Below are 16,268 nucleotides of genomic sequence, written 5' to 3' on the forward strand. Positions count from 1 at the left end.
GGGCTGCCGTTGCGACCGCGGTGATCGTGATGTCGGCGTGGGCACTGTCAGCGTCCGCAGGGTTCGCACTCGAGATACTCGCCGGCCGTTGGGGTACCTCAAAGATCGCCCTCGCGTATACCCGGCACCGCATAGCCCGGCATCGCGCCCGCCGCAGTGACCTCGCTACTTGGCGTCAGACGCCACCCGCCGGCCTGAACAGCGAAAACCTTGATGCCTGGCACAGTCAGAACGGGTGGCGCGCCACCCGAAGGCGGGCCGCGTATGCGCGCTACCCACGGATGACCGACTCCCACCAGCTGCTCCCTACGTCTGTGGGCAATGCCCTCGTTTCCGTGTCGGCCGAAGCACGTCGCACATACGGACTCGACCTCGCCGTCTGCTGGGACCCGTTCGTAAAGGCCCTTGAAGCACCCGTACGGAGCGAACTAACCATCGCCGCGACCCGCGTCTTTGCCCGGGTGCAAGGGCTTGTGTGCGCGGCGGGGGCCGCTCTCTGGGCGGCCGTGATCCCGGGAGTGCTACCGCGGCTGCTATGGGTGGCGGTATGCGTACTGCTCGTCTGGGGCGCGCACCGTTCCATTCGGGCTGGCGTCGACGCGTACTGCCGTCACGTGGCCAGCCTCTTCGCTATTCATCGTGTGCGGCTCTACCGGGCGCTGGGATTTACTCCGCCGGCGACCGCACAGGCCGAGGCGGACTGCGGCGCAACCCTAAGTGCCGTACTGTCCCGTAGCCTTCCCACCGGCGCAGACCCGGTGCCCTATGAGTGGGCCTCGCCAGGCGATTCGGGCGCTTAGCAGGGCGGTTTCAGGGCAAGTCAGACTGCAGAGCACGCGAGAGTTACGAAGAGCTAGACCCGAGCGAGACCTCAGTGGTCGGCCTTTTCACCGGTCGCGGGTACACCTAAACGCATCACGGCAGCGAATGCCGCAGATTCGGATCCGTCAAGGCAGAACGAATTACCGATCTGGCCTGGGGTCTAGGTAGCAGATTCATCCGTCCTCGAACTCCTCGTTCGGGGCCTATTGCGTGGGTGGACGGCGGCCGGATGTCTGAGGATCACCCAGCTGATCGGCACCATCTGGCACAGGGCTTTCCGCTTCTTCGGACTGAGGATCTACCTCGGACCCGGTGTCCCAGGATGCGACCCGGGCCCGCGGCACGAGCCGGGCCGCAGCCTCCGCGATCGCCAGATCCGCCTCGGGGAGCAGGCTCGTGTACGTGTCCGACGTGATGGTGATCGAGGAGTGACCGAGCATCTCCTGGATGTCCTTCAGGCCGGCACCGGCCGCGTGAGCCAGGGTGGCGGCACCGTGACGGAGGTCGTGGAGCCGGATCGGCGGTAGCCCGAGTTCCTCGTGCAGCTCGATGAACCGCCGCGTGACGTTGGCAGGGTGGAGCAGCTCTCCGTTCTCACGGGTGAAGACCCTTCCGGTCTCCACCCAGGCGCTCTCCCACTCCTTGCGGTCCTTGTCCTGCTGGGCACGGTGCCGTGTCAGGGACTGGACCGTGTCGGAGTCGAGGGCGATGGTGCGCGCTCCGGCGTCCGTCTTCGGATCGTCCTCGTACACCTCCCAGCCGTTCACCACGAGTTGCTTGGCGACCGTGAGGAGCCCGGCGTCCAGGTTCGTGTCGGTCCACCTCTGACCGCACGCCTCGCCTCGCCGAAGTCCGCGGAAGGCGACCAGGTGAAACAGCGCGTACAGCCGGTCCTCGGCTACATGGTCGAGGAAGAGCCCGGTGTGTTCCGGCGTCCAGACCATCACCGGCGAGGGCTTCTCTCCGGTGCGCTTCCAATGGAGGATGCGCTCCTCAGTCCACACAAGCGCCTTGGGGCGCCTGCCGGCCTCCAGCTCGACGTGGGCGGCCGGGTTGAAGGTGATCAGCTGCTGGGCGATCGCCGCGTTCAGCGCTGCCCGCAGTGTGGAGCGAACACGTTGCCGCGTCGCCGGACCGACAATGCGGCGGTAGGGATCCATCTCGGCGATGGCCGCTTTCATCGCCTTACGGCGGGCGCGGGGCTCGCGCCCCTTCCAGGCAATCTGTGCGAGATCCTCGAACGCCTTACGTCGTACGGCGTTCCCCTCGGCAATTACGACGTTGGCCTCGGCTATGGCCTCGAACATCTCCGAGAGGTGAGTGACCCGAAGGCGGTCGAGCCGTACGTGCCCGATGCGCGGCTGAAGGTGGACGCGAATATTGCTCTCGTCGCGGCTGATTGCACTCTGCCGCCCCTTCTTGCCCGCCAGCCAGACGTCCAGCCACTCGCCGACCGTGAGGCGGCTGGTGAGGTCCAGGCCGTGGCTCAGGCGCCGACGGGTCGCCTCGATGTCCGGTAGCGGAGCCTTCTCGTCTGCCACCTTCTCCAGCAACTCGGCGATCTGATCGAGACCTTCGGAGTCATCGGAGTCGGCGAGGCCGAGAAGCGCGCGTATGTGGTCGAGGTCGGCTTGGGCGGCCTTGATGCTCTCGTAGCCGGCACGGCTGAAGGATCGGCGTATTCCATCGGCTCGGGGTGGGAGCTCCTGGCGTATGGAGTAGGAGCCGTGCTTGCGGCTGGTGAGCTTGGGGCACTTCTTGCCGAGCGGCTTGCCGGTCTCGGCGTCGCGGCAGTAGCAGCGGCGGTGGGTGGATCCCTTCAAGGGCGTTCCTCCGTGGTGGTATCGGGGGCCCATTCGGGCGGGTCGACGTCGTGGAGTGCGGGTGGGAGGTCGGGCGGGACGGCTCCGTCGTCGAGCAGGTCTCGGCGGAGGTAGCGAAGGTTGTACTTCGCGGAGACGGCCCGGTCGGCGTACTCGATCCGCTTGCGTTCGGCTTCTTCCTGCTGGGCGCGGCTGGTTGCCGTCTTGGCGGCAAACCGTGCCTGCTCTTCTTCGTCGAGCGCAGCCAGGGCGGTGCCCACGAGGCTGGCGTGAATCTCGAAGTCGGGCACGAGGCCGGCATCGTGCCCCGGTACTTCCTGCTCGCCGGTGAAGCGCCGCAGGGCGTCCCAGGTCGGCACTAGGTGCTCGAAGGGGAGTTCCTGGATCTGTTCGACGTAGCCGACCGGGAAGATCAGGCAGGCCGGGTACGTCTCCAGGGCAGCGGCCAGGACCAGGACATCCACCAATGGCAGGCCGGCCCTGCGGCCGGACTCCATGTTGGCGATCACGTTGCGCGGAATCGGGTGCCCGAGCTGCTCGCACCGGTCGGCGAGTTCCTGCGCGCTCCACCCCATCTCCTTTCGTCTGCGGCGGACTTCGCCGGCCACGTTCGCCTGGACCCGGTCCACCCACTCCGGGAAGTCGTCCGCTTCATCATCCACACCACGTTGTGTCATACAGACACATTAGCTTGTGGATTCTTATTGGTGGCTGCCTGGAGTCGGACGTGATGCCCGCGTTCGCCGACGGCTGTACCGAAAGGGGATGCGCATGCGCGAAAACACCACGGAGGGATCGCCGAAGGGGATGAGTCGTGAGGACCTGCTGGCCCTGCCGGTGGCCGTTGACCTCGAAACCAGCAACCGCGCCCTGGGGCTCGGGCGGAGCAAGGGGTATGAGCTGGCGAAGCGCGGCGCGTACCCGTGCAAGGTCCTGCGGCTGGGCAACGCCTACCGGGTTGTGACCGCGGATCTGCTGATCCTGTTGGGTCTGGCCGCGTGAGAGGGCGGAAGCGTAGCAAACGGTTCTGCGCTGAGCTGACACAGAAACGCTGGACTGTGGCCGGGCGTGACCGTACTGTCCGTGGTCCCTCGCGGCACCCCAGTACCTGCGGGAAGGGGGAGAGCCCCCGGCGGTCCAACGCCGGAGGCCCCATAGCTCCCCAGCGATCCGATGAGAACCGACCCGGCGGAAAGGGCGGGCGAGCCCGCCACCGCCAGACGAGGAACTGCCCAGTGGAACCCGACAACCCCAAGGACTATTCCGAACCCGCCAAGGCGAACTGGCCCACGACCGCCATCCCAGGCCGGCCGGGTGCCCACCTGGGCGCCGCCCAGCCCGTGGACACCGATCCGGGCCTGACCGGCGGTTCGGCCGCCGACAGCGGCGCTGAGGCTCAGGCGCCGAGCGGGCTGGAGGACCTCCCCGATGTGGAGCCGACGCAGGGCTCCGTGCTGCTGGATGAACTCCACTCACGAATAGCCCAGTTCGTGATCCCGCCGTCAGCGGAGGCGCTCGATGCGATCACCTTGTGGGTGGTGGCCACGCATCTGCAGCCCGCGTGGCAGCACGCGCCGCGTCTGGCGGTGGTGGGGCCGGCGAAGCGGTGCGGCAAGTCGCGGCTCCTGGACGTGCTGACCGAGACGGTCCACGAGCCGATGCTGACGATCAACACCACGCCGGCGGCGATCTTCCGCTCGATCACAGAGGAGGAGCCGCCGACCCTTCTGGTGGACGAGGCAGACACCATTTTCGGTACGCCAAAGCAGGCGGAGCGGAACGAGGAGACGCGTGGCCTACTCAACGCCGGTCACCAGCGGGGGCGTTACGTGACTCGGGTCGTCGGCAACGACCACACCCCGCACAAGTTCGCCACCTTCGCCATGGCGGCCATCGCGGGGATCGGCAACCTACCCGACACGATCATGGACCGGTCGGTCGTGATCCGGATGCGTCGACGGGCCGAAGGGGAGAAGGTGAAGCCCTTCCGCTCCCGCCGTGACATCCCTGCCCTGCACGAACTGCGCGACCGGGTCAACGCGTGGGCCGGGCCGCTTCTGGAGGAGGCGGCCATCCTTGAGCCGGACATGCCGGTCGAGGACCGCGCCGCCGACACCTGGGAACCCTTGGTGATCGTCGCCGAGCTGGCCGGTGGGTCTTGGCCGCGCCGGGCTCGAATGGCGTGCGCACGCATGGTCGCCGCCGAAGTGACAGCCGAGGAGGACAACCCCGGCGGCGCACGGATCCTCGCCGACATCCGTCGGATCTTCGCTGCCCAGCGGGAGGTGGACAGCCTGTCCACCGAGGAACTCCTGCACCACCTGCGCCAGGACCCCGAGAGCCCCTGGGCGGAGTGGGGGCGCGGCGGGCTGAACGCCCGTGAGTTGGGCAGGCTGCTGCGAGGCTTCGGCGTGGGGCCGGGCAACGTCCGGATGGCCGACGGAACGCAGCGCAAGGGCTACACGCGCAACAAGTTCCTCGACAGCTGGCGGCGGTACTGCCCCACCGTCCACCCCGTCGGCACCCGCCCCGCCCCCGACAGGGGCTGAGGCCCGTCGCCCTGGTTGCCGTCCCTGCCGTCCCTGCCGTGATCTCGCAGGTCATACGGCCTGCGAGCGAGACGGCGACCGGGGCCAAGACGGCAACGCGATCACGGCCACCGGCGTGGCCGTCCAAGACGCTGTCCGGATCCGTCTTGCACCGTCTCCCGCGTCCTTGCCGTATCGGTGCAGGTCACAGCCCTGGCCAGTGAGACGGAAGACGCAATGCCGATGTCCCGACTCGGGACAGACGCCCCTGTCCCGAGCAGGGACAGACGCCGTGTCCCGACTCGGGACAGGAGCACCCCGGTGGGGCACTGGCGCGGCGAACCGCCTAGCGCCTACTGCGACAGAGCTGAAGACGGCTGGTGGCACCACCGAGACGGACAGCCGAAGCCGCTGCCGTACCGCCCTGACCTGCACTTGCAACGGCCAAGACGCCAAAGACGCCCCACACCACCATCCCAGGAGCACCCGCTTGCCCACCCCTCCCCTCTCACCCCCGCACCACCAGCCGGTCAACCGAACGACCGAAGGACAGCCCGCAGCGCCCGGTGGCGCTGCTGAGCGCTACGCGCTCATCGCGGCCGGCATCGTCATCGTCGCCCTGACAGCCGGAGCGTTCTGTCTTTCCTACGCGCACCTGGCCGACGTCGCCGGGCAGCACGGGCTGGGAGATTCACCGGTCCGCCGCTGGGCGTGGCCCGCCACCCTGGGCGCTTTCATCGTCGCGGGTGAGCTGCTCATGCTCCGCGCAGGGCTGCGCCGGGTCACCGACCGATGGGCCATCGCCGTGACCGCTATCGGATCTGTCGGCTCCATCGCCCTGAACGTTGCCGGGGTCAGCGGCACACGCGAAACCGGTGACGTTCCGTTCCTCGACTACGTGGTGGCCGCGGTTCCACCGGCAGCCGCGATGGTGGCCTTCGCCGTATTGATGCGGCAGATCCACCAGCTCGTGGACCAGCACCCGACCGCAGGTTCCGGGCAAGTGCTGAGGGCATCGGTCACGACACCCCTCCGGGCCGCCGGAATACCAGCGGAGCCAGCAGAACCCGGCACGCTCACCGAGCCACCGGCCGCCGTGCCCGCTTGGTCTCCGCAACCTCCTGCGGACGTTGCGGAGACCAAGTCCCGTGGTGGCCGCCCGCCCGGCGCCCCGCTCGGGGATCTCGTGGAGATCGGCAGGGCTGCCTGTGCTGAGCAGGGAAAACTCACCCGGGCGACTGTCCGGAAGGCAGTTGAGGACAAGGGCCTTCCGATTTCCAGTGAGCGGCTGACCGAGGTGACGAACGTCCTCCGGAACGAACTCACAGCCTCCGCCGAAAGCGGTCCAGCCAGCGGCTGACCAGGAACCCGCCGGGTGACCGGAACCCGTTCCGGTCACCCGGCCAGGCCGGTCACTACTGGCTCACCACACCCAAGGACGGGTCCGTGTGACCGCTCGCAGCACACGGGCCCTCCCGAGAGCCCGCCCCACCCCCTCGTCTGGAGAACCGCTCATGACGCACGATCCACACCACCCCAAGGAACAGATACCGCTGACGAAGCCGCCTGCGCTGACGGAACGTGTACGGCAGGCATTCGGACGGGCTGCTTCAGACGGAGCAAGTTGTCGGGTAAGGAGTCCTTACCCGACCTCCGCCCCAGGGGAGGCGGAGGCATCCGGCGCCGAGGCGGCACCGGAGTCGGCCGGCCTGGGGGAGCCGGCCGGGTCAGGAGACACCAAGCCATCGTCGAGCGTGCCGCAGCAGCCAGCGCCGCGTCGCCGCCTGCGTGACAAGCAGTTGCGCGAGCGCCGCGTCCACCCCCGCTACAACGATCACGAGTTCGTCCTCGTCAGGAACGCCGCCGCTCTGAGCGGCATGGCGACCGGTGGCTACGTGGCCGAGTGCTCCCTTGCCGCTGCCCGTGCCAGCGATCCCACCGCAGCTGTCGCCGACTATCGCGCCATGGTGAAGACGCTCATGGCCGCCAACGGGCAGCTTGGCAAGATCGGCAGCAACCTCAATCAGCTCGCCCATCACCTCAACAAGGACGGCGCCTGGCCCCACCCCGCCACCGTCCATAGGCTCCTGGCCCGCGTCGAGGCGTCCATCGACGAACTGGACACTGCCATCGCCCAGGTCACTGAGGCCCGGTGAGCCGGTGATACCCAAGATCATTCTCGGCGCGGGCCCGAAAGCCACGCAACGGACCATCGCCTACCTCTTCGGCATGGGGCGGTCCAACGAGCACACCGACCCACACCTGGTGGCTTCCTGGAACGGCTTCGCCCCAGACCCCGGCCGCAGCCCCCACCGCAACCCGAAGGACGTGCAGGCCCAGCTCGTCGCGCAACTGGATCAGCCCGTGAAGATGCTGGGCGACAAAGCACCCAGGGACACCGTGTGGCACTGCCCCGTCCGCGCCGCGCCCGAAGACCCGATCCTCAGCGACGGGCAGTGGGCGGACATCGCCCGCCGGATGGTGGCCGCCGCCGGCATTGCCCCCGAAGGGGATGAGGAAGCCTGCCGCTGGGTGGCCGTCCGCCACGCCGACGACCACATCCACATCGCCGCCACCCTCGTACGCCACGACGGCCGCCGTCCCGAGCGCGGCTACGACCAGCGCGCAGTCCAGCGTGAGGCCCGCTCAATCGAGGCCGACTACGGGCTCCGGCGGTTGAAGCCGGGCGATGGTACGGGCGGCAAGCGGCTCACCAGCAAGGAGTACTTCAAGGCCAAGCGCCTGGGCCAGGGCGCCGCCGCCCGTGACGTCCTGCGTTTGCGGGTACGCCGCGCGGTTGCCGCCGCGTCGGACGAGGCCGAGCTCTTCGCACTGTTGGAGAGCACAGGAGTGGCTGTGCGCTTCAAACGCGGCCCCTCCGGTGATGCGCTCGGCTGCAACTTCGCCCTGCCCTACGACACCAACGACAAGGGCGAATCAGTCTTCTACGCGGGCTCCACGCTCGCCCCCGACCTGTCTCTGCCTAAGATCCGCAAGAGCCTCGCCACCACCAGTTCCGAACCGGTCACCGTCCGGCCGGGCAACCCATGGCACCAAGCCACCGCCGCCGCGGAACGCATCTCCCACCACCTCACCCGCGGCGACGACCAGACCGCCCAAGGCCAACTGGTCCTACTCGGCGCGACGCTGGATCTACTGCCGATCAACGCACCGACCGCGGCGAAGGCCGAACTGGAACGAGCCGCTGTCGCCTTCGAGCGCGCCACCCGCTCCCGCATCGCGGCCGACCTCGCCAGCACCCACGCTCTGCGGCGCGGAGTCCAAACGATCTGGCGAGACCGGCCCTCGGACGGCGACGGGTCCGGTATCGCCATGCTGCTGGACACCGTGCTCACGGCAGTAGTGCTCGCCATGCACTGGCACCGCACCCACCAGCACGCTCAGCAGGAAGCGGCAGCAGAACAGGCTCTCGTACACCTTCAGGTCGCGTACGCCCAGGTCGCCGAGCCGGTATTGGCCGGCCTCGCGCAACGCGCCCCCAGCCCCCAGATGAAGCACCGCTACGCCCACCACCTCCGACAGGCCGTGCCGGAGCACGCCGAGCGCATCCTCGACGACCCCGCCTGGGACGCGCTCACCGCCGTGCTCTCCGAAGCAGAGGCTGCCGGACACAACGCGACGACCGTGCTCGTTCAGGCCCTCGGCCAGCGCACCCTGGACGACGCCCACAGCCCCGCCCGCGCGCTGACCTGGCGCATCCGCCGTCTCGGTGACCGTCATGCCCCCGGTCCCCGCGCACAGGCGGCCAGGGCGCGCAGCACCACGCACCGCGCTGCTGCCCCGATCCACTCGGCAGCATCGCCACCGCCGCCGCAGGCGCCGTCGGCACGGCGACGCTGATCAGGCCGGTGCGGACAGCGTGGGAGTAAGCAGCTCCAGCGCCTCTTCCCAGCGGTACTGGTCCGCGCCACCGCCGGCCTTCGGCTTGTGGGGCTCGTACGAACCGATCAGGACGCCCATCTCGCGCAGCCGATCCAGGCTCTGGCTGTATGCGGGATGGGCGGCCTGCGCCGAGTTCAGGTACGGCATGACGGCAGTGGGGATGCCGAAGCCGTACGCCTCGCACAGGATGCCCAGCGCCAGGGTGTCCGAGATCCCGGCAGCCCATTTGTTGATGGTGTTGAAGGTGGCCGGGGCCACCGCGATGGCGTCGGCGGGCGGCAGCGGCCGTGGGTCGCTGGGCGAGCGCCAGGCCGAGCGGATCGGGTAGCCGGTCTGTGCCTCGACCGCCTCGGTGTCTATGAAGCCGAGGGCCTGCGGGGTGGCGACGACGCCCACATCCCAGTTGGCCTTCTGGGCCGCGGTGATCAGGATGCCGACGTCGCCGGCGATGCCGGAGGCGCATACGACGACATAGAGGAAGGGCTTCTTGGTCTGCCGGTCCGGCTGATCACTCACGCGGGGACTCCCAGTTGACGGCTGAAACGGTGCAGTTCCGGCAGCGTACGACGGCGGTCGCGGGCGGCCATGTCGGCCACCAGCTCACGGACGGCCGGGCGACGGATGTCCTGGGCCGCGCAGCTCTCGGCGATGCGAAGGGCCTGGTACCCGTCCGCCAGGCGGCCCTGCTGGCTGTAGGCGCGGCCGGCCTCGATCCACAGGGCGGCACGACGCTCGGGGACGGGGATGTGGCGGCGCATGAGAGGCCGGGCGGTGTCCAGGGCGACGCCCGCGTCGCCGAAGGCCACCGCCGCGCTGAGTCCGTGCAGGGCGACGTTCGTCGGGCTGAAGTTGGCCCAGGCGTCGGGGCTGTCGAGTGCCACGTAGCGGGCGACTTCCTTCGCCTCGGTGAGGAAGTCCCGGGTGGCGGAGCGGTCGCCGCCGCTGCTGGCGGCGGTGACCCCGCGCAGAAGCAGCAGTCCGAGTGCCGCGAGGTACTTCGGGGAGCGCTGGTCGTACGAGCCCGTGAGCTGGTCGGCGGTGTGCCGGACGAGGGTGACGGCTTGAGCGGTGTGGCTGTCACGGGCCAGGGCGTGGGTGTGAACGCGGACGCTGGAGGCGAGGACGACGGGATCGCCGGAGCGTTCGGCCTCGGACATGGCGTGTCCGACCGCGAGCCAGGCATTGCCCTGGTCGCTCTGCTTGAGCAGCAGGCTGGCCGAGGTCTGGTACACCGTGGCGAGGAGCCCGGACAGGTCGCTCGATCCGGGACTGTCGCTGATGGCCTGCCGTAACTGCCCGATCAGGACGGGCAGCGTTCCTTCCAGCTTTGTGTAATCGCAGGTGTAGAAGAGGCGTCGTACACCTGTGACTTGGTCTCGCATGCTCTGGAGATCCGGCACCGGTTCGGCAGTCACACGGGCTGTTCCAGGCAGCAGGGACTGGACCAGGTCCTGATGGGCGGTGCTGGGGAGGGTCGGTGCCGCGAGCGCGGCGATGCCGGCGGCGAGAACGGTACGGCGGTGCATGTCCTCTGTCTCGGGTTCGGAGTGGTTGATGTCCGAGGTGGCGGCGATGCCGAGGCGGTGTGGCGGGATCGCCAGCACGCGCGAGACCTCGCGCAGCATGCGGATGTCGTCCGTGCCCCTGCCGCCTTCCAGGCGGCTCACCTTGGACTGGTGATAGCCCAGGGCGGAGGCGACGTCCTTCTGCGAACGCCGCTGCAATACGCGGGCCTGACGGATCACTTCACCGATCCGTCTCGCTTCGCTGTGCTCTTCGGCCATCTGTGCCACGGCTCCTCCTGCCGTCGCCGATCCTGCCTTCCCAACCGAGCGTAAGGGACCGGCAGTGCACCGTGATGCAGCTCCTGCATAGACGATGCAGCACCCGCACACGCCCTGGTCCGAGAGGCCCGTCCGGCGGTTACGTGGAGTGGCCGAACCGATCAGGAGGCCGCTCATGGAAGCGCACCACATCCGGATTCCCGTCCCTGGCACACCTGCCGGCGCCGCGTCGGCGCGCCGGCGGATCGCCGAGGAGATACGAGATTGGGGTGCCGCTCTCGGACCTGCACTCCTGGATGCGGCTGTGTTGGTGGCCTCGGAGCTGATCACCAACGCGGTACGGCACGCACACAAAGGACCGATCACAGCCGGCGCCGACCTCAGCGACGAGGCGCTGCGGATCGCCGTGATCGACACCAGCTTCGACATCCCGGAAGTCGGCCTGCCGGATGCGGAAGAGGAAAACGGACGCGGCATGTTCCTCGTAGCCGCACTCGCCGACCGCCACGGATTCGACCCGCTGCCTTCCGGTAAGCGCTGCTGGGCCGAGCTCGATCTCAGCGCTCCGCTTCCAACCATCGCCACACACGTGCCCCAGATGAGGAGCTGACTGTTGCAAGCCGTACGCATTCCCCCAGTCGCCGCAGAAGTGGTCGCCGTGCGCCCGAGCGTTCCGCTCGCCGGGGCCGTGACCGTAGACGGGTCGAAGAACGCGGCCCTGCCCCTGCTGGCCGCCGCCGCAGCCATGCACCGCCCGGTGAACCTGAGCAACGTCCCGGCCAACACGGATGTCGGAACGATGCTCACCCTCCTCCAGCAGTCCGGCTGGCACGCGGCCCGCCCGGTCAGCGATCCACACACCACGGTGATCCTGCCGAGCGACAAGCAGCGGCCCGATCCCGACCCCGAGACCGCCGCACGTATCAGGGCCTCGTACTACCTGGTCCCGGCACTTCTCGGCGCCTACGGACGGGCCCGGCTGCCGTGGCCGGGCGGCTGCGCCATCGGAGAACGCGGGATGGAGCAGCACTTCAAGGTGTACGAGCGGTTCGGTGACCGCTCGACCGTCGATGACCGCGGCTACCTCGTGGAAGCAGCCACTGGCGGACGCGGGACGGTGTCGATCATGCTCCCCTTCCGGTCCCGCGGAGCGAGCATCGCCGCTGTCCTGCGTACGGTCGTCGCCCGACGGCCGCTGCGACTGGGCCAACCGAACCTGTCACCCGAAGTACTCAGTGTCGTAGAGGCGTTAAGGCTCTCCGGGTGGGAGTGCCGGGTCAGCGAGGCCGTCCTCACCCTTCAGCCACCTCGATCCGTCTCCGGCGAGGAGATCGCGTGGCGGGTGCCCGGCGACAAGATCGAAGCCGGCACCCTGGCCTGCGCAGTCGCGGTAACAGGCGGCAACGCGCACATCCTCGGCGTACGCCGCGATGACATCACCCCCCTGATCACCGCGCTGCGCTGGCTCGGCATTCCCGCCGACGCCGAGGACGGCACCCTCATCGTGCAGGCCCAGGATGCTCAGCCCACCGGCCGACCGCTGCGAGCCGTTGCCTCTCTGTCCCCCGGCGGTCTGGACGCGGACTTCGAGCCGGCGCTGCTGGCTCTGGCCCTCACCTTGCCCGGCACGCACCTGTTCGCCGACGACATCAACCCCGGCCGCCACCGCAACCTGCTGCCCCAGATCGGCCGGCTCGGAGCCACGATCGACGAGCTCTCGCCCACGCAGTGCCGCTTCGCCGGGCCGCAGCAGCTGACCGGTGCCGGGGTGGAGGCCACCGACATCCGCACGGGCTCCGCCCTGCTCATCGCCGGCCTCACCGCTCGCGGCGTGACCACCCTCGGCGGCCTCGAACAGCTCCGGCGCGGCCACGCCGACCTGCCCGTCAAGCTGCACGCCCTCGGAGCCGACATCTGCGAGGTGATCCCGTGAACCGGCAACTGCGACAGATCATCGCGACGACCGACGTCCACTCCGCCTTCGACGCGGCCGCTCCGATGCTCGCCCACCTCCACGCTGCGAGGCCCGACAGCCTGATCGTGGACTGCGGAGACTTCTTCGAGGGGAGCGGCTACTACCACCTCGGCGAGGGACGCATCGAGCGCGAAGTCCTCACCACCCTGTACGACCTGCTCGCGCCCGGAAACCACGGGTGGCCGCACTACTTCGAGCCACAGCTTCACCGGATGACGGTGTGCGCGAACACGACCGACGACTGCGGCACGCCGCTCTTCGACCGCGTACGCATCCAGGACATCGGAGGACGACGAGTCGCTGTCACCGCGGTGCTGGGCCCGCAGGCGTTCAACGCCATCCCTGCCGACCAGCGCGCCGGCCACCGCATCAGCAACCCGGCACAGGCTCTGCACCAAGTGATGCAGGAGAACCACCACCGCGCCGACGCGTGGATGGTGCTGTCCCACTCCGGCTTCGAGGAGGACCTGAAGCTGGCCGCAGCCTGCCCGCGCGCCGATGTCATCTTCGCCGGGCACTGCCACAGCGACAGCTTCGGCCCCGTGCACGTCGGCGACACCCGCGTGGTCAAGGGCCGCGAACTCGGTGTCGGATACGCCGCAGCCGAGCCTGTCGGCAGCGGCTGGGGCGCCCGCATCGGATCCTTCCCCGATGCCCATTCCGTTCCACACGAACTCACCTCGCTGATGGAAAAGATCTCAGCCATCGGACTGCGGCTGAGAAGCCCCATCGGCGCTGTGAACGAGCGCCTCCGCGATGCGCCCTTGGATCGCCGCAGACTGCTCGAAGAGATCGCCGGCCGACTGCACTCCGGCCTCGGCGCTGACGCGGTCATCCTCAACGAGACCGCCCTGCGTCCCACGCCACTCGGCGCCACGCTGACCCTCGGCGACCTGCTGGCCATCGAGCCCTTCGGCAACCAGCTCGTGCATGCCTTCCTCCCCGAGCAGCACGTCCATGACCACGGCAAGCTGCTCGACCACCTCACCGAACTCGTCGGCCCCCTGATCGTCGCCCCTGCACCTCTTCCCCCGGCGATCCGCACCGTGCTGACCACCGACTACCTCGCCGACAGCTACCTCGGCGGGCGAACTCATCAAGCCGGCTTACGCCTTCGCCAAGCCGTAAGCCATGTCCTGACCACCCCGCTCCCCGGCTCCGCCGACTCCCAAGAAGGAGGCCAGTAATGATCCTCACCGGACCTGAGATCAAGGCCGCCGTGGCCAACGGGCGCTTACGGATCACCCCCTTCACCCCGGACCAGACGAACCCCAACAGCTACAACGTCCGCCTCGGTCCGACCTTGCTGACGTATGCCGCCAAGGTGATCGACGCCCACCAGACCAATCCCACGCGCTCGATCCTGATCGGCGACGACGGATACGTCCTGCAGCCCGGCGAGCTGTACCTCGGCCACACCGTGGAGGAGGTCGGCTCGGACATCTTCGTCCCCCTGCTCTTCGGCCGCTCCTCGGTCGGACGCCTCGGCCTGTTCGTCGAGATCACCGCACCGATCGGCGACATCGGCTTCCACGGACAGTGGACCTTGATGCTCTCGCCCATCCGCCCGCTACGGGTGTACGCGGGCATGAAGATCGGGCAGATCATGTTCTTCGTCTCAACCGGCGACGTCGACCTGTACCGCGGCAAGTACCAGGGTGCCGCCGGCCCCCAGTCCTCCCGCTACTGGCAGGACACCGCGCCCATCCAGGCGGTCGCCTCGTGATCCTCACAGGCTCAGCCATCGCCGCTGCCGTCAGCACGGGAGAGATCACCATCTCCCCCTATGAGCCCGAGCGGATCTCACCCAACTCCTACGACTGGCGGCTGGGCGACACGATCCGCATCTGTGACGGCGACCTCGACGCCGCCTCCCGCACCACCTTCACCGAACACCCCATCCCCACGACCGGTTTGGTCCTGAAACCCGGAGTGCTCTACCTCGGCATCACTCTGGAGAAGACCGGCTCGGAAACGTACGCACAGCTCCTTAACGGGGACCGCACCATCGGCGCCCTCGGCATCTGGGTCCACGTCTCCGCTCCGCTCGGCCACCAGGGCCACGCGATTCGCTGGACCTTGGAGATCCGTGTCGCCAAGCCCGCCCGCGTCTACCCGGGGATGACCTTCGGGAAGCTCGTCTTCCTCACCACCGTCGGCAGCCCGTCCAGTTACCAGCAACAACGAGCCAAATACGCGGCGACGAACGGCATCGACATCTCCCGCCTGTACGAAGAGATCCCCCAAGGAGCTTTGTGAAGTCCGTCGTTCGCTCGACCGCGGGCCCGCTGGCTGCTACCTGCCTCGACCTTCCTGCGGGTAGCCCTGGCGGCAGCGTCGAACTCTTCCTCGATCTCTATACCGGCGACGAGCCCCTCATTCCCGCACGGGCCTTCATGCTGGCACCCCCGGGCGGCCCCAGGCCCCGCCTCCCATCGGGCCTCGACCTGCTGTCCGTATCCGGGAAGTGTCTGGAAGGTGCCGGCTTCAGTCGCTACGTCGCAGCCCTGCGCCGGGCCCTTATGACAGCCATCGATCCGGCGCAGATCGGCGTTCTGCACTTGCACCATCTCGCGTTCGGCGCCACCCCCGCATTGCTCCGGGCACTTCCGGCACACCCGAGGATCGCGATGGTTCACGGCACCGACCTGCTGTTTGCCGAAGCCCACCGCGACCAGCTCCAAGTGCTGCGCGAGACAGCGAGGGCCGCCGACGCAATCGTGGTCTCCACCGGCGCCATGGCCGATCACCTGCTCAAACTCGCCCCGCAAACAGACCGCCGCAAGGTCGTCCACATCCCGTGGGGCATCCCCGACCATCTGCTCACTGATCCACCGGCCCGGCCCGCCCGCACGTCAACCAGCCATCTGCGAGTCCTGTACGCAGGACGGCTGACATCCGAGAAGGGCGTCGAGCGCCTCATCACCGGCCTGGCGCCCATGCCGGGCGTCGAGCTGAGCGTCGCCGCGCCCAGAGCCCAGTTCCGCGCCTTGACCCCGCTGCTTCGACGGGCAGGTGTGCGGGCCCGCTATCTCGGCTGGCTCCGCCGTCCACAGCTGTGGAAAGCCTTCACCGAACACGACGTGCTGGTCCTGCCGTCCACCACCCTGGAGGCCATGGGCCTCGTCGCCCTGGAGGCCCAAGCCTGCGGCCTGCCTGTCCTGTACCAGCCAGTGCCCGGCCTCACCGAGGTCCTCGCAAGGTCCGGAGTGGCCACCGACTTCACGCAGTCCACCGCACTCGCCCGCGACCTGAACCGGCTGCGGACCGCACCGGGACTACTGCCCGCTCTCCGACAGGCGGGCTACGCGAACGCCGCCCGCTACCCGCTCTCGACGACCGCTAAAGCCCTGACCGACCTGGGCCGCCGGCTCACATGAACGTCACACACCAGACAGTGCCGCCACGCCGATCGCCCACCGGACCCGCCCAC

15 protein-coding genes are annotated in these 16,268 nt (G+C 68.7%); 11 read left to right on the forward strand and 4 right to left on the reverse strand.

Annotated features, from left to right (window positions below; all coding sequences use genetic code 11):
• Window positions 1-1,025 precede the first annotated feature (1,025 nt).
• Together xerC and ACGFU6_RS34370 are read right to left on the reverse strand one after the other, a co-directional pair.
• A complete protein-coding gene (xerC, locus tag ACGFU6_RS34365; RefSeq protein WP_393616493.1) occupies window positions 1,026-2,645 on the reverse strand; it encodes a tyrosine recombinase XerC in 1,620 nt (539 codons plus the stop codon).
• A complete protein-coding gene (locus ACGFU6_RS34370; protein WP_393616494.1) occupies window positions 2,642-3,307 on the reverse strand; it encodes a helix-turn-helix domain-containing protein in 666 nt (221 codons plus the stop codon). Before ACGFU6_RS34370 ends, xerC begins: the two co-directional genes overlap by 4 nt.
• Window positions 3,308-3,416: 109 nt before the next feature.
• On the opposite strand from ACGFU6_RS34370, the gene ACGFU6_RS34375 reads away from it, so the two are divergent.
• The 5 genes from ACGFU6_RS34375 (at window position 3,417) to ACGFU6_RS34395 (ending at window position 9,034) form a co-directional block, all read left to right on the forward strand.
• Window positions 3,417-3,647, forward strand: coding sequence for a hypothetical protein (locus ACGFU6_RS34375; protein ID WP_393616495.1), 231 nt, complete (start codon window positions 3,417-3,419; stop codon window positions 3,645-3,647).
• Window positions 3,648-3,880: 233 nt separating this feature from the next.
• A complete protein-coding gene (locus ACGFU6_RS34380) occupies window positions 3,881-5,194 on the forward strand; it encodes a DUF3631 domain-containing protein (RefSeq protein ID WP_393616496.1) in 1,314 nt (437 codons plus the stop codon).
• A 469-nt stretch (window positions 5,195-5,663) separates the two neighbouring features.
• Window positions 5,664-6,533 (forward strand): DUF2637 domain-containing protein, encoded by an 870-nt coding sequence (locus tag ACGFU6_RS34385; protein ID WP_393616497.1) that lies wholly within the window; start codon window positions 5,664-5,666, stop codon window positions 6,531-6,533.
• A 394-nt stretch (window positions 6,534-6,927) separates the two neighbouring features.
• On the forward strand, window positions 6,928-7,329 hold the full coding sequence (locus ACGFU6_RS34390; protein WP_393616498.1) for a plasmid mobilization protein: 402 nt from the start codon (window positions 6,928-6,930) through the stop codon (window positions 7,327-7,329).
• Between the two features lie 4 nt (window positions 7,330-7,333).
• Window positions 7,334-9,034, forward strand: coding sequence for a mobilization protein (locus tag ACGFU6_RS34395; RefSeq protein ID WP_393616499.1), 1,701 nt, complete (start codon window positions 7,334-7,336; stop codon window positions 9,032-9,034).
• Here ACGFU6_RS34395 and ACGFU6_RS34400 read toward each other — a convergent pair whose 3' ends face one another.
• Together ACGFU6_RS34400 and ACGFU6_RS34405 are read right to left on the reverse strand one after the other, a co-directional pair.
• Window positions 9,035-9,592, reverse strand: a complete 558-nt coding sequence (locus ACGFU6_RS34400) for a flavoprotein (RefSeq protein WP_393616500.1) — start codon at window positions 9,590-9,592, stop codon at window positions 9,035-9,037.
• Window positions 9,589-10,860 carry a helix-turn-helix domain-containing protein gene (locus ACGFU6_RS34405; protein ID WP_393616501.1) on the reverse strand — a complete coding sequence of 424 codons (1,272 nt, stop codon included), beginning with the start codon at window positions 10,858-10,860 and terminating at the stop codon, window positions 9,589-9,591. The genes ACGFU6_RS34400 and ACGFU6_RS34405 overlap by 4 nt, the downstream gene beginning before the upstream one ends.
• Window positions 10,861-11,035: 175 nt before the next feature.
• Here ACGFU6_RS34405 and ACGFU6_RS34410 point away from each other — a divergent pair, with 175 nt between their 5' ends.
• Genes ACGFU6_RS34410 through ACGFU6_RS34435 form a run of 6 tightly spaced genes read left to right on the forward strand, consistent with a single transcriptional unit; the run spans window position 11,036 to window position 16,215 of the window.
• Window positions 11,036-11,470, forward strand: a complete 435-nt coding sequence (locus tag ACGFU6_RS34410; RefSeq protein ID WP_393616502.1) for an ATP-binding protein — start codon at window positions 11,036-11,038, stop codon at window positions 11,468-11,470.
• 39 nt (window positions 11,471-11,509) lie between these two features.
• Window positions 11,510-12,793, forward strand: coding sequence for a UDP-N-acetylglucosamine 1-carboxyvinyltransferase (locus ACGFU6_RS34415; protein ID WP_393616536.1), 1,284 nt, complete (start codon window positions 11,510-11,512; stop codon window positions 12,791-12,793).
• Window positions 12,790-14,022 carry a metallophosphoesterase gene (locus ACGFU6_RS34420; RefSeq protein WP_393616503.1) on the forward strand — a complete coding sequence of 411 codons (1,233 nt, stop codon included), beginning with the start codon at window positions 12,790-12,792 and terminating at the stop codon, window positions 14,020-14,022. Before ACGFU6_RS34415 ends, ACGFU6_RS34420 begins: the two co-directional genes overlap by 4 nt.
• Window positions 14,022-14,561, forward strand: a complete 540-nt coding sequence (dcd, locus tag ACGFU6_RS34425) for a dCTP deaminase (protein WP_250301783.1) — start codon at window positions 14,022-14,024, stop codon at window positions 14,559-14,561. Before ACGFU6_RS34420 ends, dcd begins: the two co-directional genes overlap by 1 nt.
• Window positions 14,558-15,094 (forward strand): deoxycytidine triphosphate deaminase, encoded by a 537-nt coding sequence (locus ACGFU6_RS34430; RefSeq protein WP_393616504.1) that lies wholly within the window; start codon window positions 14,558-14,560, stop codon window positions 15,092-15,094. The genes dcd and ACGFU6_RS34430 overlap by 4 nt, the downstream gene beginning before the upstream one ends.
• Before the next feature lie 29 nt (window positions 15,095-15,123).
• The gene (locus ACGFU6_RS34435) at window positions 15,124-16,215 is read left to right on the forward strand and encodes a glycosyltransferase family 4 protein (protein WP_393616537.1); all 1,092 of its coding nucleotides are present in this window, start codon (window positions 15,124-15,126) and stop codon (window positions 16,213-16,215) included.
• Window positions 16,216-16,268 lie beyond the last annotated feature (53 nt).

The sequence above is a fragment of the Streptomyces sp. NPDC048462 genome (assembly GCF_043200175.1).
GTDB lineage: Bacteria > Actinomycetota > Actinomycetes > Streptomycetales > Streptomycetaceae > Streptomyces.